Origin of the sequence: Ruegeria sp. HKCCA5839 (genome assembly GCF_013035585.1) — a bacterium.
Classification (GTDB): domain Bacteria; phylum Pseudomonadota; class Alphaproteobacteria; order Rhodobacterales; family Rhodobacteraceae; genus Ruegeria.
Map to the genome: position 1 here is coordinate 808856 of NZ_WQIE01000002.1, position 20145 is coordinate 829000.

At 57.4% G+C, this 20145-nt stretch carries 21 protein-coding genes; 6 read left to right on the forward strand and 15 right to left on the reverse strand.

Going from position 1 to position 20145, the window contains the following annotated elements:
• Positions 1-46: 46 nt before the first annotated feature.
• Positions 47-1603 (reverse strand): NAD(P)/FAD-dependent oxidoreductase, encoded by a 1557-nt coding sequence (locus GOV38_RS09435; RefSeq protein WP_171212992.1) that lies wholly within the window; start codon positions 1601-1603, stop codon positions 47-49.
• A gap of 243 nt (positions 1604-1846) precedes the next feature.
• On the reverse strand, positions 1847-2611 hold the full coding sequence (locus tag GOV38_RS09440) for a DeoR/GlpR family DNA-binding transcription regulator (protein ID WP_171131310.1): 765 nt from the start codon (positions 2609-2611) through the stop codon (positions 1847-1849).
• Positions 2612-2844: 233 nt separating this feature from the next.
• On the opposite strand from GOV38_RS09440, the gene glpD reads away from it, so the two are divergent.
• Positions 2845-4425, forward strand: coding sequence for a glycerol-3-phosphate dehydrogenase (gene glpD / locus GOV38_RS09445; protein ID WP_171208854.1), 1581 nt, complete (start codon positions 2845-2847; stop codon positions 4423-4425).
• 81 nt (positions 4426-4506) lie between these two features.
• Here glpD and rplT read toward each other — a convergent pair whose 3' ends face one another.
• The 5 genes from rplT to pyk all read right to left on the reverse strand — a co-directional run bounded on the left by rplT (position 4507) and on the right by pyk (position 8990).
• Positions 4507-4872, reverse strand: coding sequence for a 50S ribosomal protein L20 (rplT, locus tag GOV38_RS09450; RefSeq protein ID WP_171131306.1), 366 nt, complete (start codon positions 4870-4872; stop codon positions 4507-4509).
• Between the two features lie 14 nt (positions 4873-4886).
• Positions 4887-5087: a 50S ribosomal protein L35 gene (gene rpmI, locus GOV38_RS09455; RefSeq protein WP_039523697.1), complete on the reverse strand. Its 201-nt coding sequence runs from the start codon at positions 5085-5087 to the stop codon at positions 4887-4889.
• 184 nt (positions 5088-5271) lie between these two features.
• The gene (locus GOV38_RS09460; protein WP_171208853.1) at positions 5272-6822 is read right to left on the reverse strand and encodes a sodium:alanine symporter family protein; all 1551 of its coding nucleotides are present in this window, start codon (positions 6820-6822) and stop codon (positions 5272-5274) included.
• 11 nt (positions 6823-6833) lie between these two features.
• Positions 6834-7271 (reverse strand): universal stress protein, encoded by a 438-nt coding sequence (locus GOV38_RS09465; RefSeq protein ID WP_171100052.1) that lies wholly within the window; start codon positions 7269-7271, stop codon positions 6834-6836.
• A gap of 273 nt (positions 7272-7544) precedes the next feature.
• On the reverse strand, positions 7545-8990 hold the full coding sequence (gene pyk / locus GOV38_RS09470; protein WP_171100050.1) for a pyruvate kinase: 1446 nt from the start codon (positions 8988-8990) through the stop codon (positions 7545-7547).
• Positions 8991-9107: 117 nt separating this feature from the next.
• On the opposite strand from pyk, the gene GOV38_RS09475 reads away from it, so the two are divergent.
• Together GOV38_RS09475 and GOV38_RS09480 are read left to right on the forward strand one after the other, a co-directional pair.
• Positions 9108-9845 carry an N-formylglutamate amidohydrolase gene (locus tag GOV38_RS09475; RefSeq protein ID WP_171208852.1) on the forward strand — a complete coding sequence of 246 codons (738 nt, stop codon included), beginning with the start codon at positions 9108-9110 and terminating at the stop codon, positions 9843-9845.
• Between the two features lie 67 nt (positions 9846-9912).
• Positions 9913-10227, forward strand: coding sequence for a DUF1244 domain-containing protein (locus GOV38_RS09480; protein WP_171131299.1), 315 nt, complete (start codon positions 9913-9915; stop codon positions 10225-10227).
• Positions 10228-10268: 41 nt separating this feature from the next.
• Here the strand turns inward: GOV38_RS09480 and GOV38_RS09485 are convergent, their stop codons facing one another.
• The 3 genes from GOV38_RS09485 to dgcN form a co-directional block, all read right to left on the reverse strand.
• Positions 10269-11129 (reverse strand): D-amino-acid transaminase, encoded by an 861-nt coding sequence (locus GOV38_RS09485; RefSeq protein ID WP_171131296.1) that lies wholly within the window; start codon positions 11127-11129, stop codon positions 10269-10271.
• 30 nt (positions 11130-11159) lie between these two features.
• On the reverse strand, positions 11160-12125 hold the full coding sequence (gene dgcA, locus GOV38_RS09490) for an N-acetyl-D-Glu racemase DgcA (RefSeq protein WP_171208851.1): 966 nt from the start codon (positions 12123-12125) through the stop codon (positions 11160-11162).
• Positions 12126-12202: 77 nt separating this feature from the next.
• On the reverse strand, positions 12203-13204 hold the full coding sequence (gene dgcN / locus GOV38_RS09495; RefSeq protein WP_171131292.1) for an N-acetyltransferase DgcN: 1002 nt from the start codon (positions 13202-13204) through the stop codon (positions 12203-12205).
• A 296-nt stretch (positions 13205-13500) separates the two neighbouring features.
• On the opposite strand from dgcN, the gene GOV38_RS09500 reads away from it, so the two are divergent.
• Positions 13501-14463, forward strand: coding sequence for an L-malyl-CoA/beta-methylmalyl-CoA lyase (locus GOV38_RS09500; RefSeq protein ID WP_171208850.1), 963 nt, complete (start codon positions 13501-13503; stop codon positions 14461-14463).
• A 37-nt stretch (positions 14464-14500) separates the two neighbouring features.
• Here the strand turns inward: GOV38_RS09500 and GOV38_RS09505 are convergent, their stop codons facing one another.
• A complete protein-coding gene (locus GOV38_RS09505) occupies positions 14501-15082 on the reverse strand; it encodes a PA14 domain-containing protein (RefSeq protein WP_171100036.1) in 582 nt (193 codons plus the stop codon).
• A 120-nt stretch (positions 15083-15202) separates the two neighbouring features.
• A complete protein-coding gene (locus GOV38_RS09510; protein ID WP_171100035.1) occupies positions 15203-15655 on the reverse strand; it encodes an Lrp/AsnC family transcriptional regulator in 453 nt (150 codons plus the stop codon).
• A gap of 73 nt (positions 15656-15728) precedes the next feature.
• On the opposite strand from GOV38_RS09510, the gene GOV38_RS09515 reads away from it, so the two are divergent.
• Positions 15729-16325 (forward strand): LysE family translocator, encoded by a 597-nt coding sequence (locus tag GOV38_RS09515; RefSeq protein ID WP_171208849.1) that lies wholly within the window; start codon positions 15729-15731, stop codon positions 16323-16325.
• 1 nt (position 16326) lies between these two features.
• Here the strand turns inward: GOV38_RS09515 and GOV38_RS09520 are convergent, their stop codons facing one another.
• Positions 16327-17160, reverse strand: coding sequence for a GyrI-like domain-containing protein (locus GOV38_RS09520; protein ID WP_171209046.1), 834 nt, complete (start codon positions 17158-17160; stop codon positions 16327-16329).
• Positions 17161-17282: 122 nt separating this feature from the next.
• Here GOV38_RS09520 and GOV38_RS09525 point away from each other — a divergent pair, with 122 nt between their 5' ends.
• Positions 17283-18245: an acetyl-CoA carboxylase carboxyltransferase subunit alpha gene (locus tag GOV38_RS09525; RefSeq protein ID WP_171100031.1), complete on the forward strand. Its 963-nt coding sequence runs from the start codon at positions 17283-17285 to the stop codon at positions 18243-18245.
• Between the two features lie 3 nt (positions 18246-18248).
• On the opposite strand, the gene GOV38_RS09530 is transcribed toward GOV38_RS09525, so the two are convergent.
• Together GOV38_RS09530 and GOV38_RS09535 are read right to left on the reverse strand one after the other, a co-directional pair.
• Positions 18249-19379 (reverse strand): lytic murein transglycosylase, encoded by a 1131-nt coding sequence (locus tag GOV38_RS09530; protein ID WP_171208848.1) that lies wholly within the window; start codon positions 19377-19379, stop codon positions 18249-18251.
• A gap of 113 nt (positions 19380-19492) precedes the next feature.
• A complete protein-coding gene (locus tag GOV38_RS09535; RefSeq protein ID WP_171100027.1) occupies positions 19493-20140 on the reverse strand; it encodes a GntR family transcriptional regulator in 648 nt (215 codons plus the stop codon).
• Between the last annotated feature and the right edge of the window lie 5 nt (positions 20141-20145).

Sequence of the window (20145 nt, forward strand, 5' to 3'; positions counted from 1 at the left end):
GCTGCTACCGAACAACTCTTTGACCTCAAAAGCCGATTAAGCTGACCTATACAAACGGGTCTATTTTGAATTTCGTGACAAGCAAGCTGTCGGCCGATTGCATGGCCCCATTTGTCCAACCCTGAGAGACAGACCACGCTTCATTGCAAATGTGCATGCCCGGAACGGGCTCTTGCATGTAGCTGATGATCTCTTTCGGATCCGCCCCAATTCCCCACAGGTGATAGGCAGCACCCCAGGGTTCGCGCCCCCAGTTCTGGTAGGTGGCGGCAACAGGATTGGGCAAGTCATCACTCAAATTATGGGATTTGCGGACCTGGCTCCAAACCTCTTTCACAAGCCGGTCGGACGCTGGCAGAAGTTGGCGCATTGATGGCGCAATGGGGTCTCCGTCAGGTCCGGTCGCCCGATCAATCCAATCCGGTGCACCGAAAGTCGACCCTTGGGACAAGGCCTCCCAATACTCGATCATCTCACCATCGTGATAGCTCGCCATCAACAAAGCATGGCCTGACAGGTCGTCTACACCCCAGCGATAAATCTGTCTTGCCGGCAAATCCGTGATGACGCGCCCGACAGAAAGGTTTCGGGGCGTCCACCAATCCTGATCAAACGCAAGATGCACCTTGGCCAGTGGCACTTTGTGAACACTCTTCACGGCGCGTGCAAAACGGGTGTCGCCAGAAAACACTTCGGTATTGATCAAGGATGGAAAGGCAATTGGCGGAATTGCCAGGATCACCCGCGCGGCCGACAGGCTCGTTTGCCCAGCTTCCGTCTGGAAGGTCAGATCAAAACCCGCATCAGGCCGCCGCCTGAGGTTGACCAGTTTATGTCCCAGATGAACCTTCCCCCCGTTCGACACGTAGGCTCTGGCAAGAGCTTTGGGGATTTGTTCGAGACCATGATCCAGTTTGAAGTACTTGGTTTTGTACGCGAAGTCGCGTTCAAACCAACTGATTGCTGTTTTGCTGTCCCAATTGGACAAAGGAGAGTTGTAACCCAGCACGTCGCGCACGAAATCATAGGTCTCGCGACTACGCTGTTGAAGCAAGAGTTCCCACAACCCCGTGTCCTTCAGAGACAGAGTGCCTTCGCTCGCTCTCTTGTTTAAGTCGTCAATCACGTGCGTCAGAAGGTCATCTCCGCGCGCGATGACTGCGCGTTCCCGATCAGACAACCCGTAAGGAACGGACGTAGCTTCAGAAAGCTTTGAGAAGTGCTGCCCGCGCAGGTAATAGCCCGTGATCGGGTAGGCAAAGTCCTGTAGTTTCTCGCGCCCGATCATTTCATCAACGACTTTGAGCGCGTGTTTGTCTGTGTGGCGCAACCGCATACCACCGATTTCGGCCGTTTGAGAGGTCAAGTCGGGGAAATGCAGCGAAAGGAGGCGTCCTCCTATCCGATCGGTCGCTTCAAAAACGCCTACTCTTGTGTTGGGTGCTTCGCTCAATCGCATTGCACAAAACAGTCCAGCCACCCCGCCGCCCACAATTGCGATGTCCAGGTCCGTTGTCCTGGTCTGCGCCCGAACTGCCGGTGCCGCGAAGGCAAACGCAGTAGCGGCGCCAGCTTGATTTAGAAAGGTTCGGCGTGTCGGCATCGTGGTTTCTCGGGCTGCAAAGAACAAAGTGCCGTATGTTCGGGCATATGGAAAAGTCAGATTGGCTTATTCTTGGGGGCCAGTTTGGTCGTTTTATCGGGCTTTGCAAAGCTTAGTTGCGATAGTCAGCTTGGACTGACCCTCTGACGCTCAAACCAAAAGGTGTCTCATATCAGACTGAGCGTTCCGGAAGCCCGCTTTAAATAGTTAAAACGCAGCATTGTCTTGTGCTTTGGCCGGTATTTAGGCGGTTGCGATAACCAGCTTGGTGCCCCAGGTTTCGCAAGATTGCGACAGGTCCTGAGGGAATGCGTGATCTGTAAAGACGACATCAATATCGGCAAGCGATGCAATGCGCGCCGGAGCGCTTCGGGACAGCTTTGTTTGGTCAACCACCAGAAAGGTCGAACGGGATTGCCGCAAGATGGTTTGGCTGACACTGACTTCCTGAATGTCAAAATCCAACAGGTCGCCTTCGTGGTCCAAAGCCGAACAGCCGATAACGGCCAGATCAAACTTGAATTGTCGGATTGTTTCAGCCGCAAGGTTTCCGACAAGCCCGCCGTCTGACCGACGCAGAGTACCCCCGGTCACGATGATTTCGCAGCCTGGGCTGTCGGCCAGTATGTTCGCGACGTTCATATTGTTTGTTACAACCAAAAGGTTCTGATGATACCGCAGCTCCTCTGCGACAGCTTCGGTAGAGGTTCCGATGTTCAAAAACAGCGATGCGTTATTTGGGATCTCGGCAGCGCAGGCGCGTGCGATGGCGCGCTTGGAGTCACGATGCAGCGCGCGACGTTCCTCGTAACCGATGTTTGTCGTTCCAGAACTTAGGACCGCGCCGCCATGAACGCGTTCAAGGCGGCCAGCTTCCGCCAAATCCGTCAAGTCGCGGCGGATCGTTTGAAGCGTTACGCCGAAGTGAGACGCCAGACCTTCGACTGTTACCTTTCCGTCTCGTCGTGCGATGTCGAGGATTTCGGGATGGCGAAAAGTCTGGGTCATTTGGTGTCTTTCACGACGAAACTCGGAAACAAGCCTACGTGCTCAAATTTGCTGGATACGCCGGAAAAGGCAACCAAGTTCTTTCGGTTTTCCAAGATACCGCGCGAAAAGTTACGTGGTTTGGCGAAGTTTCACCCAAAAAGACCAGAAACGAAAAATATCGAAAAACAATTCTTGCAAAAGAACGAAAACCGCAGTTAAAGGCGTGCAAGCGCGCTGAAAAGGAGACAAAGGTGGCACATTCGGAAAGCATCGAAGTTTCGGACCTTTTCATCATAGGTGGCGGCATTAATGGGTGCGGCATCGCGCGTGATGCGGCGGGGCGTGGCCTGAGCGTGACACTGGCTGAGATGAACGATTTGGCCTCGGCCACCTCGTCTGCTTCGACCAAGCTGTTCCATGGCGGTTTGCGGTATCTTGAGTATTTTGAGTTTCGCCTTGTCCGTGAGGCGCTGATCGAGCGGGAAGTGTTGCTGAAAGCGATGCCGCATATCAGCTGGCCGATGCGATTTGTGCTGCCTTACCATAAGGATATGCGGTTCGAGTCGGATACGCCGACGTCCAAACTGCTCAACACCGTGATGCCGTGGATGAAGGGGCGCAGACCAGCCTGGCTGATCCGTTTGGGTTTGTTCATGTATGACAATCTGGGCGGGCGCGAGGTGCTGCCAGGGACCAAAACCGTTGATCTGAGATCTGGGCCAGAGGGCGTGCCTTTGGAGGATCGCTTTGAGAAGGCTTATGAGTATTCCGATTGTTGGGTCGAAGACAGCCGCTTGGTTGTTTTGAACGCACGCGATGCCGAAGCCCGTGGAGCGCGTATTCTGGTCGGAACACAGGTGTTGTCGGCGGAAAGCGAAGACGGTATTTGGCGCATCGAAACGCGCGATACCGAAACCGGGCAGACACAAACGCACCATGCGCGCATGTTGGTGAATGGCGGTGGGCCCTGGGTCGGCGATATTATCCAGACCAAAGTGCGCGTCAACTCACGCGAAGGTGTTCGGCTGGTGCGGGGCAGCCACATTGTGACCAAGCGTCTGTTTGACCATGACAAGTGCTACTTCCTGCAGGGCACTGACGGGCGCATCATTTTCGCGATCCCGTACGAGACAGATTTCACGCTGATCGGAACCACCGACGCCGAACACAGCGACCCCTCTGTCAAACCGACATGCACCCCGGAAGAGCGGGATTACCTGCTGAGCTTTGCCAACCAATATTTCAAGCAGGACCTGACGCAAGATGACGTGGTCTGGACCTATTCCGGTGTTCGACCGCTTTATGATGACGGGGCCAGCAGTGCCACCGCGGCGACGCGGGATTATACGCTGAAAGTGGATACCAGCACCGGTGCGCCGATGCTGAATATCTTTGGCGGCAAGATCACCACTTACCGGCGCCTCGCCGAAAGCGCGCTGGAGCATATCGCCGAGCATTTGCCAAACGTCAGTGGCCCTTGGACGGCGGGTGTGGCTTTGCCCGGTGGGGATTTTCCGGTGGATGGCGTTTCCAATCTGACCGCGCAGGTGAAGACGGATTATCCGTTCCTCAGCGACTATTGGGCCGGTCGCCTGATCCGAGCCTATGGCACCGAGGCACAGGCCGTGCTGGGCGACGCCAAGTCGGCTGAGGATCTGGGGCGCGACTTTGGCGCGACATTGACCGAGGCAGAGGTCAACTGGCTGATGGCCAAGGAATATGCGCGCCACGCAGAGGATATCGTCTGGCGGCGCAACAAGCTGGGCTTGCGGCTGAGCGAAGAGCAGATTGCAGATCTTGAGGCCTGGATGGCTGAGCAGCGCAAAGCCTAGCTTTCACTATTTCGCTCAGTCGCAAAGAAAAAGGCCGTTCCCGAAGGAACGGCCTTTCTTTCACTGTCTCTCGAAAGAGGATCAGGCGGCCAGAGCAGCCTGAGCTTTGGCAACGATCGCGCCGAACGCTTCCGGTTCGTGCACGGCCAGATCAGCCAGAACTTTGCGGTCCACTTCGATACCGGCCAGGTTCAGGCCGTTGATGAAGCGGGAATATGTCAAAGCCTCGTCATGCGAACGTACAGCTGCGTTGATCCGCTGGATCCACAGTGCGCGGAAGTTGCGCTTACGGTTCTTGCGGTCACGGGTTGCATACTGGTTGGCCTTGTCGACGGCCTGAGACGCAACTTTGAACGTGTTCTTGCGGCGACCATAATAGCCTTTTGCGGCTTTGATGATCTTCTTGTGACGGGCGTGAGTTACGGTTCCACCTTTAACGCGGGACATATCGGTATCTCCTCTTAGCGGTCGTAGGGCATGTAGCCCTTGACGATCTTGGCGTCGGGGGCGGACAGGGTGGTGGTGCCACGGGCGTCGCGGATGAATTTCTTGGTCCGCTTGATCATGCCGTGACGCTTGCCGGCCTGGGCCGACATGACCTTACCGGTCGCAGTCACCTTAAAGCGCTTCTTGGCGCTCGATTTCGTCTTCATCTTAGGCATTTCCGTCTCCTTTTCCGGGTTCGGTTCCAAACGCGACTCGGCATGCCATCTCGGCCGGTCACGCGATCAGAGGCGCCGTTTACGCAAGTTTGATCAAGCTGGCAAGGGGGGAGCGACCAGAATCTGCGTTTTTCGCAGGGTGGCCCCGGCACCGGGGCGACAAGTGCCGCCCCGGTGATTTGGCTTAATGGCCGAACTTGCGGATCTCACCGCTTTTCAGACGTTCAGCATAGGAGGCCAACTCTTGCCGCACCACTTTCATCAGGAAGTAGAGCGCAAAGACGTTCACAACCGCCATGGCAAAGATCGCCGCATCCGAGAAGTCGATAACCGGGCCAAGATTGGCCGCCGCACCGATCACCACGAAGACGCAGAAGATGACCTTGAAGACCAACTCGGTGGTCTGTCCTTCGCCGAACAGATAGGTCCAGGCCTTGAGGCCGTAATAGGACCAACTGATCATGGTCGAGAAGGCAAATAGAACCACGGCGATGGCCAGAACATAGGGGAACCAGCTAAAGGCGCTTGCGAAGGCGGCCGAGGTCAGGCTGACGCCCGAATTGCCGTCTACAGTCGCGATTGCGGTACCTGCTTCGTTCAGCATGTATTTGCCGGTTTCTGGGTCGATGATCAGCTGTTGGGTGATGATGATCACCAGCGCAGTCATGGTACAGATCACCACAGTGTCGATGAACGGTTCCAGTAGCGAGACAAAGCCTTCGGTGATCGGTTCTTTGGTCCGCACAGCCGAGTGCGCGATGGCCGCAGAGCCAACGCCAGCCTCGTTCGAGAAAGCAGCCCGGCGGAAGCCCTGGATCAGCGCGCCAACCATGCCGCCAGCAACGCCCAGCCCGGTGAAGGCCCCGGCGAATATCTGACCAAAGGCCCAGCCGATCTGATCTGCATGCATGATGATGATAACCAGCGCGGCCAGCACATACATCACGCCCATGAACGGCACGACTTTCTCGGTCACGCGCGCGATGGATTTCAAGCCACCGACGATCACCGCAAAGACGATACCCGCAAAGACCAAACCGGTGATCCAGCCCGGGTAGTCCCCGGTAATTCCTGCGATCTGAGCATGGGCCTGATTGGCCTGGAACATGTTGCCCCCGCCCAAAGCGCCCAGGATACAGAAGATCGAGAACAGGACCGCCAGGATCTTGCCGCCTGGCAGACCAAGCTCGTTGAACCCTTTGGACATGTAATACATCGGTCCGCCCGAGACGGTGCCATCTTCGTATTCATTGCGGTATTTCACGCCCAACGTACATTCGGTGAATTTCGACGCCATGCCCAGAAGGCCCGCGACGATCATCCAGAAGGTCGCCCCCGGCCCGCCGATACCAACGGCAACCGCCACACCAGCGATGTTGCCAAGACCCACTGTACCCGACAGCGCGGTGGCCAGTGCCTGAAAGTGGCTGACCTCACCAGCGTCATTGGGGTCAGAGTAATCACCTTTCACAAGGCTGATCGCATGGCTGAAGAACCGCAGCTGCACGAACGCGAAATACAGCGTGAACACTGTCGCCGCAATCACCAGCCACCCCACGATCCATGGGAACCCTGTCCCTGGGAACGGTGCGAAAATGAAGCTGACAAATGGCCCGGTGAAGTCGGCAAAAGCCTGGTTGATACGTTCGTCCAGCCCTGGTGCGTCTTGCGCAGCGGCGGCGCTGGACGTGAAGATCATCGCCAGCAAGACGCCAATTTTGTTGATAAAGTTCATGTTCGCCCCCATCAATTGACGACTGTTACTGGAACATCTGCGTGCATCACCAGATACTGGGTCGAACTGCCAAACAGGCGTTTTTTGATCCCATCTGCGGATGCGCGACCAACAACGATCTGAGAAGCGCCGTTTTCGACAGTGATTTTGTTCAGAGTTTCTGCAACGTCACCGTGGCGCACGATGCCGCGGGCGGTGAAACCTGCGGCGCCCAAAGCGTCTACTGCTGGTGTAATCACCCGCGTAGTGGCCAGTTCAATCTCTTCCTCACGCCGTTTGTGACGCTGTGCGTTCTCCTCTGGTGTCTGAAATGTAAATGGGGACCATTCGATCACGTAGGCCACCAGAAGCTCGCAAGTTCCGATACGCTCTGCCAGATCTTTGGCAAAGGCGATCGCGCGTTCTCCGGATGGTGTCCCGTCCAACCCTATGACAATTTTTGTTGTCATCTCGACTTCCTTTTTTGTTTGTTTTTCCGGGGCCCGTGCCCCCGGCCGAGCAGCCGGATTTTGGAACTAATTTGAGACTGCTCGTAGAAATACCTTCAAGACTGTCCACCTGAAGATGTGTCGCATTGTGCCAAACTCGTGTTTGGCGGTCAAATTTTGTTTATTTTTTAGGCACTGAGCGGCTTGAACCAAATGCAAAAACCCAAACTCGGACAGGGCGAGCTTGGGTTTTTCCTGCGTCAGGAAGATCTGATCTGAAAAGAAGGCTTGTGGCTATTCCGGGTCAGTGCTGTAGATCAGGCGTTCATCACAAGGTGCCACGCGTAGAATGTTGGTTGTTCCGGGAACATTGAATGGAACACCCGCAGTGACAACGATCTGATCGGTTTCGGTGGCGAACCCACCGGCGCGCGCTGCGCGGGCTGCGTTCACCACTGCACCTTTGAACCGTTCCAGCACCGGTGTCATCACACAGTTACAGCCCCAGCTGAGGCACAATCTGCGGGCGGTAGTGCGTTGAGATGTCATGGCGATGATCGGAACACCGGGCCTTTCCCGCGCTGTCAGCGAAGCAGTTGTGCCGCTTTGGGTGAAACAGCAGATTGCCTTGATGTCGGTTTTCTCAGCGATCTCACGGGCCGCCGCTACGATGCCATCAGCAATTGTCGTGCCCTTCGCGGAGCGAGAGGAGGCAATGATCTGTTCATACGTAGGGTCGGCCTCGACCTCTATCGCGACCTTGTTCATCGTCTGAACCGCCTCGATCGGGTACGACCCAGCAGCAGATTCAGCGCTGAGCATGATGGCGTCTGTGCCTTCATAGATCGCCGTTGCGACGTCCGAAACCTCGGCGCGCGTGGGCATCGGGCTGTCGATCATGCTCTCCAACATCTGAGTTGCCACAATCACCGGTTTTGCCGCACTTCGGCACTGGCGCACCAAGCGTTTCTGGATCGGTGGAACAGCGGATACTGGCAGTTCAACACCCAGATCGCCACGGGCCACCATGATCCCGTCAGAGGCATCAAGGATAGCGGCAAAGTCTTCGACCGCTGCGGGCTTTTCAATCTTGGACAGGATCGCCGCGCGCCCGTCGGCCAATGCGCGCGCTTCGAACACGTCCTTGGCGCGCTGCACAAAGCTGAGAGCCAGCCAATCGACGCCGAGTTGGCAAACGAATTCAAGGTCGTCCCGATCTTTTTCCGACAGGGCCGCCAAGGGAAGAACAACGTCAGGCACGTTGACACCCTTGCGGTTCGAGATCGTGCCGCCAACTTCGACGGTACAATTTGCGAAATCTTCGCCGCACTCCTGAACGATCAGGCGAATCTTGCCGTCATTGACCAAAAGGCGGGCACCAGGTTCAAGCGCCACGAAAATCTCGCGGTGGGGCAGGCAAACGCGCGATGCGTCGCCGGGTTCGGGATCAAGATCCAGACGGAAGCTTGCACCTTCCTCCAGCTCTTCCGCGTCATTGGCAAAGACGCCAACCCGCAGCTTGGGCCCTTGAAGGTCGGCCAGAATTGCAATCGGACTGTCCAGATCCTTTTCGATCTGACGAATGATGCGATGCCGTTCGCGAATCTCGTCATGGCTGCCGTGGCTCATGTTCAGGCGGAAGACATCCGCACCCGCCTCATGCAGGGCGCGAATGGTATCGTAATCATTCGACGCCGGTCCCAGCGTCGCCACGATTTTCACACTTCTCAGGCGTCGCATAGGTATTGCTCTCCTCATGTCCCAAATGTTACCGCAAACAGTGTTTCAGCTGCTTATTGCGCAATTCCCTTTCTGAAGCAACTGTCCTACACCTGCGGCAAACTAGACAACAGGCTCATGACATATTCTCCGTTCTTCGTTCACGGCGCTGACCGTCCGTCGCGCTGGTTGATAAGCTGCGATCACGCCACCAATACCGTCCCGCCCGAAATCTGCGAGGGCGATCTGGGCTTGCCGCGGGAAGACATGGAGCGCCACATTGCTTATGACGTCGGCGCCTATGAAGTCTCAAAGCATCTGGGCGAAATGTTGAACGCGCCTGTCGTGGCCGCAAATTTCTCGCGCTTGGTCATTGATCCCAACCGGGGCGAAGACGATCCGACCCTGCTTATGAAGCTATATGACGGCTCGATCATTCCAGGAAACAGACATGCGGATACGGCCGAGCGCGCGCGTCGTCTGAACCTGTGTTATCGGCCCTATGACACGGCCTTGGGCCAGTTATTGGCTCGGCCCGGCACCGTTCTGGTCTCGATGCATTCTTTCACCCGCCAATTGCGCGGGCGCGAACCGCGCCCCTGGCATATTGGGGTGTTGCATACACCGGACGAAAGGTTCTCGGCCCCTTTGATTGCGCGGTTGCAGCAAGAAAATGACCTGTGTGTCGGAGTGAATGAACCCTATGCAGGGGTCCTGCCTGGTGATGCCATAGATCGACATTGCACCAAACACGGCATTCCCAATGTCCTGATCGAGCTGCGCAATGATCTGATCGCGGACCACGCGGGCCAGCGGGAGTGGGCCGAGCGATTGGCCGTGATCCTGCAAGACGCGCTTGGGCGCAGCGGACTATAGGTCAGTTGAAACGTGGGCCTTTGGTTGCTACCTCCAACAGAATACGCCACGCAATCGGAGCCGGACCATGGACAAGCAAACGGAAATCGAACTTCAGGCTGCCGCGTTTCGGCGGTTGCAAAAGCATCTGATGGAGGATCGCACGGACGTCCAGAACATCGACATGATGAATCTGGCCGGGTTCTGCCGCAACTGCCTGTCGCGCTGGTATCAGGAAGCGGCGAACGAAAAAGGTATCGAGATGGGCAAGGACGAAGCACGTCAGATTTTCTACGGCATGACCATGGATGACTGGAAAGCCAATTATCAGACCGAGGCGAGCCCGGACAAACAGGCAGCCTTCAAAGTGGCCTTCGAAGAGAATGTCGGCAAAGAAAGCTAACGGCTGCAACAAAAAGCCCGCCAATTAGGCGGGCTTCTAAATTAGATCGCTGCCTTGCGGCTTTCGTCCAGATAGATCTCACGCAGTCGCTTGGCAATCGGCCCCGGGGTGCCATCCCCCAGCGCGACGCCGTCGATTTCGATTACAGGCATGACAAAGGCACTGGCCGAGGTGGTAAAGGCTTCATCTGCCTCTTTCGCCTCGTCGATGGTGAACAGGCGCTCTTCGATTTCCATCTGCGCTTCTTGCGCCATCCGCAGCACGGCCTTGCGAGTGATCCCATGCAGGATGTCAGTTGACAGCGGGCGCGTGACGATCTTGCCGTTTTTCACGAAATAGGCGTTGTTGCTGGTGCCTTCTGTCACATAGCCATCTTCGATCATCCAGGCGTCATCGCAGCCCGCGGCCTTGGCCATCATCTTGCCCATCGATGGATAGAGCAGTTGCACGGTCTTGATATCCCGACGCCCCCAGCGGATGTCGTCGATCGATATGATCTTGGCGCCTTTCTTCGATGCCGGGCTGTCGGCCAGGCCGGGTTTGTTTTGGGTAAACAGAACCAGCGTTGGCTTGGTATCCGCAGAGGGAAACACAAAATCCCGGTCGCCATCGCTGCCACGCGACACTTGCAGGTACACCAACCCCTCGTCGATCTCGTTCAGGTCCACCAGCTTCCGGTGAATCTCCAGCAACTCGTCCTTGCCGCACGGCTCGGCCATCTGCAATTCGTCGAGCGAGCGTTTCAGGCGCACCGCGTGACCTTCAAAGTCGATCAGCTTGCCGTCCAGAACGCTTGTCACCTCATAGACGGCGTCCGCCATCAGGAAGCCGCGGTCAAAGATCGAAACCTTGGCCTCGGTCTCGGGCAGGTATTCGCCATTTACGTAAACGGTGCGGGTCATGCTTGTTCCTTTTCGTCTCGAAGGCTTGGGTCAGCCCCAAAGTGTGGCCGCAGGCGGGTGGACCCCTGCTTCATCAAATCTCAGCGGGGTAGAGCGGTCTTCGGCCAACAGAAGCGGGCCGTCAAGGTCTGTGACCATCGCGCCCTGTGCCAGCAGTGTTGCAGGCGCCATCGCCAAAGAGCTGCCGACCATGCAGCCCACCATGATCTTGTAGCCCTCGGCCAGCGCCGCCTGACGCAGGGCCAAAGCCTCGGTCAAGCCACCGGTCTTGTCCAGCTTGATATTCACCACGTCATATTTGCCTTTCAGCGCGGGCAGGCTGGCGCGGTCATGGCAGGATTCGTCGGCACAGACAGGCACCGGACGCTCCATCCCGATCAGCGCGTCATCTTCCCCGGCGGGCAGGGGCTGTTCTACAAGCGCCACGCCCAGACGCACCAGATGCGGGGCCAGGTCGGTATAGACGTCGGCGGACCAACCTTCGTTTGCGTCAACGATGATCGTGGATTTCGGAGCACCCGCGCGCACTGCCTCAAGACGCGGCATGTCGTCGGGGGTGCCCAGCTTGATCTTCAGCAGCGGGCGATGGGCATTGGCAGTGGCCTGTGCCCGCATCGCGTCTGGCGTATCCAAGGACAAAGTATAAGCCGTGATTTCAGGGCCCGGTACCGTAAGCCCGGCCAAGTCCCAGGCGCGTTTCCCTGCGCGTTTGCATTCCAGATCCCAAAGGGCGCAATCCACCGCATTCCGCGCCGCGCCAGCGGGCAGAAGGTCGATCAACGACTGCCGTGTGAATTCTGCGGGAAGGGCGGCTATCTCGGCCTCGACCGACTCCAGCGTCTCAGCATAGCGCGAATAGGGCACGCATTCGCCCCAGCCCTGATGTTCCCCGTCCGAGATCCGAACCGTCAGCACCTTTGCCTCGGTCCGGGATCCGCGCGAGATGGTGAACACCTGCGCCAGCTGAAACACATCGCGAGAGACTTCTACCTGCACGCACCCCGTCCTTCTTCTCGTTCCAAATACGGCCGCCGGAGGCGGATCAACACCCACCAACCAGCGCGCCGTTCAGATCACAACGCGGCCAGCGCGTCCACCAGTTTACCAGCGCCAAAGCGATAGGGGTCTGTCGCGGGCAGGCCCATCTCGGCCTCGACCTTGGCGATATAGTCTTTCGCCGCGTCCTCGCTCAGATGCTGTGTGTTGATTGAAACACCGGCAACCTGGCAATCGGGATTTGCGACGCGCGCCAGCGGCAGCGCCGTGTCGCGCAGCTGTGCCAGAGTCGGCAACGAATATTCGGGCAGGCCGCGCATATGCGTCCGCGTGGGTTCATGACACAGGATCAGCGCATCAGGCTGGCCGCCATGGATCAGCGCCATGGTCACGCCGGAATAGGACACATGGAACAATGAGCCCTGACCCTCGATATGATCCCAGTGATCCGCATCGTTTTCAGGCGTCAGATATTCGACAGAGCCTGCCATGAAATCCGCGATCACTGCGTCCAGAGGCACCCCTTGCCCAGTGATCAGAATGCCTGTCTGGCCTGTGGCGCGGAAGGTCGATTTCATTCCACGCTTGCGCATTTCGGCATCCATCGACATCGCGGTGTACATCTTGCCCGCTGAACAGTCGGTACCTACGGCCAGACAGCGTTTGCCGCTGCGTTTTTTGCCATTGGCGATCGGATAACCAACGGTCGGAACCCGCACATCATGCAAAGTGCCACCATGGGTTTGTGCTGCGGCCACCAGATCGCCTTCGTCGCGCAGCAGGTTGTGCAGGCCCGAGGCCAGATCATATCCCATCTCAAGCGCGGCGATCAAAACCTCTTTCCAGGCTTCGCTGATGATGCCACCACGGTTGGCCACACCGATGACCAGAGTTTTGGCTCCGGCCTCTTTGGCTTCGGCCAATGTCATGTCGGTCAAGCCAAGATCGGCTTGGCAACCTTCCATCCGCAACTGACCCACAGCGTTTTCCGGACGCCAGTCCCTAATGCCAATTGCCACTTTGGCCGCCAACATGTCGGGCGCATCGCCCAAAAACAACAGATACGGTGTCTCGATCATCGCGCTGCACTCCTTTGATTCCGGGACAAGGTAAAGAAGCGGCTCAACGAAGGCTTCGCTATTTGCCCGGGCTTTGACCGGAGGAGTGGGAAAATTTCCTGCTTTTCGGAAAATAAACGCGAAATTCTTCGAAGTTTTCAAAGTGATCAAACTTTCATCACCCTCAAGTGGCTCCGTTCGCCACTTTTGCTGCAGGCGCATTGCCGCAGTCGCACAATGGTGGTTGCGCATGTCTTGGTAATTTAATACCCAATCGAGTGACGAAATCGTAATTTCATTGCTTGCACGAGGCCCAGATGAGTTTCCGTATCCAACCCAGCGCTCCGGCGCGACCTAATCGCTGCCAGCTGTTTGGCCCGGGATCAAACACCAAACTCTTTCCCAAAATGGCGGCCTCGGCAGCGGATGTGATCAACCTTGATCTGGAAGACTCGGTCGCGCCATCCGACAAAGACGCGGCCCGCGCCAATGTGATCGAAGCGCTCAATACGGTTGATTGGGGCTCGAAATACATGTCGGTGCGGATCAACGGGTTGGACACACCCTATTGGTACCGCGATGTGGTGGATGTGCTCGAGCAGGCCGGTGACAGTCTCGATCAGATCATGATCCCCAAAGTGGGGTGCGCTGCGGATGTCTACGCAGTTGATGCGCTTGTCACTGCAATCGAGCGCGCCAAGGGACGCACCAAGCCTATCTCCTTTGAAGTCATCATCGAATCCGCGGCCGGTATCGCCCATGTTGAAGAGATCGCTGCCGCGTCCCCCCGTTTGCAAGCGATGAGCTTGGGTGCCGCGGATTTTGCGGCCTCAATGGGCATGCAAACGACTGGGATCGGTGGCACGCAAGAGAACTATTACATGTTGCGCGAGGGCGAGAAACACTGGTCGGACCCGTGGCATTGGGCGCAAGCTGCTATCGTGGCCGCCTGCCGTACCCATGGCGTTCTGCCTGTTGATGGCCCGTTTGGCGATTTCTCGGATGACGAAGGTTATATCGCGCAGGCCAAACGTTCGGCGACATTAGGGATGGTTGGAAAATGGGCGATTCATCCGAAACAGATCGCTCTGGCCAATCAGGTGTTCACCCCGTCAGACGAAGCGGTGTCTGAGGCGCGCGAGATTTTGGCGGCGATGGAACAGGCCAAAGCCAACGGGGAGGGCGCGACCGTCTACAAAGGTCGCCTTGTCGATATCGCCTCAATCAAACAGGCCGAGGTGATCGTGACGCAGGCCGAATTGATTGCCGCCGGGGGCTGATCAAAAAAGGCGCTCGGTCGAGCGCCTTTTGTCCATTCTACCGGCCAAAGACATCGTTTGGCGTCCAGGTAAGCCGCTCGCCTTGCTTGCCCCATTTCATCATTAGACAAGACGCGACGTACTTCTGAAAATACTTGATATGCAGTGGGTACCAACCCGCTTGGGGAACTTCCACTTCCGTCCGCTGGTTGCGATCGCATGGCTGCCGATTGTTGAGATACCCAACTTGTTGTCCACCGATCCATGCATCAATGCCATCATTTGACCAGGTTTCCAGCTCGTAAATACCGGGTGCGTCAAAGCGGATATATCCGGTGATTTCTGCAGCCACATTGTATGCCTTGTCGTAGGTCAATACTGGATCACCATCATTGGTTTCTCGGTAGTCCAGCCCTCTCAACGGAGGGCCAGGCTGAGCTTTCTTAAGCAGATGCTCTACCTTGGCCAAATTCTGGATTTTGCGTGGCGGGTTGCCTTCCCAGGCATATTTGACGTCCAGACCTGCCTTCGGGTTCGAGGGTTGTGGGCTGGCGGGTTGCAGCTTGAGCGGTGCTGCAAAGGCCGCTCCGGCCAATAAGGCAACGCAGGTCGCGATTGCTCCCATCCGTGCGTAGTTCATCTTTGGTCTCCCTGACTGTGCGCCTCTTTTGGTGTTTTTCAACGATAAGGCTGCTATTTTCAGATGACACTAAGCTGTGAATTTTAACCTCGCAAGATGATTAAATTCACAGTTTTTCCGTTATGCGCGCAGGTCTTTGGGTGAATCCATCACCACATAGGTAGTGATTGAGGTGACATGGGGCAGGGTCCCCAACACATCGGTATGGAAGGTTTTGTAGGCCGACATATCCGCACATTCAACGCGCAGCAGGTATTCGATTGTGCCGGTAATGTTATGGCATTCGACAACCTCGGGCGCATTTTGCAAGGCCCGTTCAAACCCTTCCTGCGCGGCTTTGGTGTGCTCGCCCAGTCCGACGCCGATATAGGCGGTAAAGCCGACACCAAGCGCCACCGGGTTCAGAACCGCGCGATAGCCCGAGATCACGCCTGCCCGCTCCAGCTCCTGCACCCGACGCAGGCAGGCAGAGGGCGACAGGCCCACGCGATGGGCGAGATCCTGATTGCTGATCCGCCCGTCGCGCGAAAGCTCGTGCAATATTCTGCGGTTTAGATCGTCAAACTTGGTCATTGATTGTGAGGTTTAGAGATCTGTGCATGAAAAGGCAATTTCATTTGCCTGCACCCAAGAGATTATGCACCGCATGACATATGATCTGCTCTTTGCCTTGATGACCTTTGCCTTTGTCTCGTCGATCACGCCGGGGCCCAACAACCTCATGCTGATGGCCTCGGGCGCGAATTTCGGCTTTCGGCTGAGCGTGCCGCATATGCTGGGGATCGGCATCGGCTTTACCCTGATGGTGGTTCTGGTGGGGGCGGGGCTGGTTCAGGTCTTTGACCGGTTTCCGGTCAGCTACACGGTGCTGAAGGTCGCTTCGGTCGTGTATCTTGTGTATCTGGCCTGGAAGATTGCCCATGCAGCACCTGTACAGTCGGGCGGCGCAGCGGGCAAACCGATGACTTTCCTGCAGGCTGCGAGTTTTCAGTGGGTGAACCCCAAGGCCTGGGCCATGGCGCTGACTGCGACAACTGCTTACACGCCGGATCAGACATTTTATGCCGTGTTGATTGTGGCCTTGGTCTTTGGTGCGATCAACCTGCCTTCGGTCAGCGCCTGGACCATCCTGGGGCAGCAAATGGCGCGGGTGCTTACGAACCCGCGCCGGTTGGTGATCTTCAATTGGGCCATGGCGGTTTTGCTGATCGCGTCGCTCTATCCAGTCCTTTGGCCGACCTGAGTTATTTCAAAGGCAGGCAGATCTCGGTCAACAAATCCTCGGGCGCGGTCTCGCGCGGATCGTTTAGATAGATCTCATAGCACGGCTGATCGGCAGGTTCTTCGCCTGATTTCGGCAACCAATTGCCAAACAGGCTGTGATACGCCGCGTGCAGCCCTGAATAGGGGCCTTTGAAGGTCAGAACGGCCGTCTTTCCACCTGGGATTTCAAGATTTTCCATCCCTTCAGGCGTGGCGTCACCGCGAAACTCTGCCCCGGCATAACTGCGCAGTTGGTCTTCGGGTACAGCGTCAGGGCTGTCGAGGTATAGGCCGATCACCGGGCCAACTTGCGGCCAAAGCTGACGCGCCTCGCACAAGGCACCGAAGGCCTCGAATTTCTTTCCGATCTCGGCGTAGCTGCCTTTGTGGGGCAAGGCGACAACGCGCCGGGCAGGTTCGGTCCGTGTTTCTACAGGATGCATTGGGTATTCTCCGGTTCTGAAATGTGGATTGGCGGGCAGAAATTGCCCAGATTTGCGGAACGCAACCGGGCTGCTGCCATAGGCCTCGGAAAAGGCCCGCGCAAAGGATTTCAGGTTAGGATAGCCAATATCTGCCGCCACCTTGTCGACCGCCGTGTTCGTTTGAACCAGCCAACAGGCCGCGCGGTGCAAACGGATCCGGCGCACCGCCTGTGCACAGGTCTCGCCTGTCAGCGCGCGAAACACCCGGTGCCAGTGAAACCGCGACATCGCGGCGACGTCGGCCAAGGCATCCAGCGACAGATCACCAGCAGGGTTGTCATAGATATACGACAACACTCGCAGCACCCGTTTCTCATAGCCGTTTGCCATTTGGCATCCTTCCTGTTCCTTGCCTGTTCTGGATCGCATGACCACGCTCCACAAATCTTGCTGAGTTGCATCCTGCGCAACGTCAGGTCATATAGCAGGGAAATTCCGCGTTGAGAGGCGTCATGACCCAGTATCTGGATTTCGAAAAACCATTGGCCGAGATCGAAGGCAAAGCTGAAGAGCTGCGCGCGCTGGCCCGTGCCAATGAGGAAATGGATGTGGCCGAAGAGGCCGCGGCGCTGGATGCCAAGGCGGCCAAGCTGCTGGATGAGCTTTATGCTGACCTTACCCCGTGGCGGAAATGTCAGGTGGCGCGGCACCCCGAGCGCCCCCATTGTAATGACTATGTGGATGCGCTGTTTACCGAGTTCACACCGCTGGCAGGCGACCGGAACTTTGCGGATGACCTGGCGGTGATCGGTGGTTTGGCGCGGTTCGAAGATCGGCCTGTGATGGTGATTGGCCATGAAAAGGGCTCGGACACCAAATCGCGGATCGAACGCAATTTCGGCATGGCGCGCCCGGAAGGGTATCGCAAGGCTGTACGCCTGATGGAAATGGCTGGGCGGTTTGGTCTGCCGGTGATCACTCTGATCGACACTGCAGGGGCCTATCCGGGCAAAGGCGCTGAGGAGCGTGGGCAATCCGAGGCCATCGCGCGCTCGACCGAGATGTGCCTGAAGATCGGTGTCCCGCTGGTCTCGGTCATCATCGGTGAGGGTGGATCAGGCGGCGCGGTTGCCTTTGCAACAGCCAATCGGGTCGCGATGCTGGAGCACTCGGTCTATTCGGTGATTTCGCCAGAAGGCTGCGCCTCGATTCTTTGGAAAGACGCTGAAAAGATGCGCGAAGCGGCTGAAGCGCTGCGCCTGACAGCGCAGGATTTGTACAAACTGGGTGTGTGCGACCGCATCATCAACGAGCCCAAGGGTGGCGCGCATCGCGACCCACTGGCGGCGATGACATCGGTGCGCAAGGCCATTGCCTCGATGCTGAAAGATCTGGACGGGAAGGATGCGGCGGCCCTTATTAAAGACCGCCGCCAAAAATTCCTGGATATCGGCTCAAAAGGCTTGGCGGCCTAAGCATTAGCCACCCAATCGCCGCAACAAAGCAACCGAGGGCTCTCCGGTCACGGGCAGCCCGTTGGCACGCTGATAGGCCGAGATTGCGGATTTCGTATTGTTCCCTATCACACCGTCTGCGCCTTGCGTGTCATAGCCTGCTGCGGTCAGGCGGCGTTGCAGAGCCTTTCGGTCATCCAGCGTCAGCCCTGTGGCATCGGGACCGAATGAGGCCTGAAACGGTGCGCCGCCTGCGATGCGATCGGACAGATGGCCGACACCAATCGCATAGCTGTCTGAGTTGTTATACCGTTTGATCACCTGAAAGTTGCGAAACACAGCGATGCGCGGGCCCGGTGTTTGCGGTTGCAATACGGCGACCGGAGTGCCTGACACCGTGCCAGCTTCGCCGCCCCAAGGCTGCCCGCGTACCCAACCCGCGCGCGACAGATAGGCGGCGGTTGAAGCCAGCGAATCTGTCGGGTCATCCGACCAGATATCGCGCCGCCCGTCGCCGGTGAAATCCACCGCATAGGCCAGGTATGAGGTCGGGATGAACTGCGTATGGCCCATCGCCCCGGCCCAACTGCCGGTCATCTTGTCAGGCGTGGTGTCGCCGTTCTGAATGATCTTCATGGCGGCGATTAACTGGCTTTCAAAAAATTGCCCGCGCCTGCCGTCATAGGCGAGCGTCGACAGTGCCGAAACGACCTGCACGTCACCGCGCCGCGCACCGTATCGGCTCTCTAACCCCCAAACAGCCACGACAACCTCTTTGTCGACGCCATATTGCTGTTCAATCTGGCTGAGCGTTCGATTGTATTTTTGCAGCATCGCCTGACCGGTGCTGATACGCTCATCCGAGGCTGCGATGGCCAAATAATCCTCAAGCGAGCGCTTGAACTCGACCTGATTACGGTCACGCTCGATCACTCCGGGCAGGTAGCCGGCGCCTTGGAAAGCGCGGTCTATTGTGGCCTGCGAGATCCCTTGCGACGCCGCGCGCCCCTTGAAACTGGCGACCCACGCGTCATAGCCCGGATTGGGAACGGCACGCATGCGCGATGGGGCCTGGCTATTCGAAGGTGTGCCTCCGGTACAGGCGGCGACAAAAGACGCCCCAAGCCCGATGGAAAATGTCCGTCGTTTAATCATGTTCGGTGACTGCTCTGTTTTGATGATTGCCCATATACTAGCGCAGTCTTTGAATCCGAGCCAGAACCTGTCGGCTGTTGAGGTTCAGGTTTTTGTAATGGGCGGGTCTCTGCTCAGCTGACCAGCATACGCAAGCCTTGGGTCACGTCGGATCGCACTGCAAGCCGCAGCCCCGGTTCGTCACCCGCTTTTAGCGCCGCAATGATCAGTTTGTGATAGCGCGGGGGTTCGGTTCTTCGCAGGCGTCCATATAGAGCGCGCATCGTGGGCCCCAATTGCAGCCAAACCGTCTCGGCCATAGCTAGCATCGCCGGCGCTTGCGCACGCAGGTACAACGTGCGGTGAAACTCCAGATTGGAGCGGATATAGCCAACCGCGTCGCGCTTGGTGACCATTTCAGCCACGTTCAGGTTAATGCTTTGCAGCCGGTCGATCAGCGCAATGTGGGCGCGGGGCAGGGCGCGACTGGCCAGTTCAACCTCAAGCAACGCGCGCAAGGCGGCCAGTTCTTCGATACGGTCATTGCTAAGCTCGGGCGTCGAGACACGCCCCGACGTGGATAATGACAACGCGCCCTCGGCGGCCAGTCGGCGCACAGCTTCGCGGGCCGGTGTCATCGACACGTCGAATTCTTTGCCGATCCCGCGCAGGGTCAGGGCGTGTCCGGGTGCGATCTCGCCATGCATGATGCGCGACCGCAATGCGCGATACACCCGGTCATGGGTTGCGGGCTGAGAGTCAGAGGTGCGCGGGGTGTTCATTTCCC

Bases quoted from the DNA above. Each gene is read 5' to 3' on its own strand.
- GOV38_RS09520 (WP_171209046.1), bottom strand. From the start codon at position 17,160: ATGGCAAACGGCTATGAGAAACGGGTGCTGCGAGTGTTGTCGTATATC.
- rplT (WP_171131306.1), bottom strand. From the start codon at position 4,872: ATGTCCCGCGTTAAAGGTGGAACCGTAACTCACGCCCGTCACAAGAAG.
- GOV38_RS09515 (WP_171208849.1), top strand. From the start codon at position 15,729: ATGACATATGATCTGCTCTTTGCCTTGATGACCTTTGCCTTTGTCTCG.
- rpmI (WP_039523697.1), bottom strand. From the start codon at position 5,087: ATGCCTAAGATGAAGACGAAATCGAGCGCCAAGAAGCGCTTTAAGGTG.
- GOV38_RS09500 (WP_171208850.1), top strand. From the start codon at position 13,501: ATGAGTTTCCGTATCCAACCCAGCGCTCCGGCGCGACCTAATCGCTGC.
- GOV38_RS09480 (WP_171131299.1), top strand. From the start codon at position 9,913: ATGGACAAGCAAACGGAAATCGAACTTCAGGCTGCCGCGTTTCGGCGG.
- GOV38_RS09535 (WP_171100027.1), bottom strand. From the start codon at position 20,140: ATGAACACCCCGCGCACCTCTGACTCTCAGCCCGCAACCCATGACCGG.
- GOV38_RS09435 (WP_171212992.1), bottom strand. From the start codon at position 1,603: ATGCCGACACGCCGAACCTTTCTAAATCAAGCTGGCGCCGCTACTGCG.
- pyk (WP_171100050.1), bottom strand. From the start codon at position 8,990: ATGCGACGCCTGAGAAGTGTGAAAATCGTGGCGACGCTGGGACCGGCG.
- dgcN (WP_171131292.1), bottom strand. From the start codon at position 13,204: ATGATCGAGACACCGTATCTGTTGTTTTTGGGCGATGCGCCCGACATG.
- GOV38_RS09530 (WP_171208848.1), bottom strand. From the start codon at position 19,379: ATGATTAAACGACGGACATTTTCCATCGGGCTTGGGGCGTCTTTTGTC.
- GOV38_RS09465 (WP_171100052.1), bottom strand. From the start codon at position 7,271: ATGACAACAAAAATTGTCATAGGGTTGGACGGGACACCATCCGGAGAA.
- GOV38_RS09505 (WP_171100036.1), bottom strand. From the start codon at position 15,082: ATGAACTACGCACGGATGGGAGCAATCGCGACCTGCGTTGCCTTATTG.
- GOV38_RS09525 (WP_171100031.1), top strand. From the start codon at position 17,283: ATGACCCAGTATCTGGATTTCGAAAAACCATTGGCCGAGATCGAAGGC.
- GOV38_RS09460 (WP_171208853.1), bottom strand. From the start codon at position 6,822: ATGAACTTTATCAACAAAATTGGCGTCTTGCTGGCGATGATCTTCACG.
- GOV38_RS09440 (WP_171131310.1), bottom strand. From the start codon at position 2,611: ATGACCCAGACTTTTCGCCATCCCGAAATCCTCGACATCGCACGACGA.
- GOV38_RS09475 (WP_171208852.1), top strand. From the start codon at position 9,108: ATGACATATTCTCCGTTCTTCGTTCACGGCGCTGACCGTCCGTCGCGC.
- GOV38_RS09485 (WP_171131296.1), bottom strand. From the start codon at position 11,129: ATGACCCGCACCGTTTACGTAAATGGCGAATACCTGCCCGAGACCGAG.
- GOV38_RS09510 (WP_171100035.1), bottom strand. From the start codon at position 15,655: ATGACCAAGTTTGACGATCTAAACCGCAGAATATTGCACGAGCTTTCG.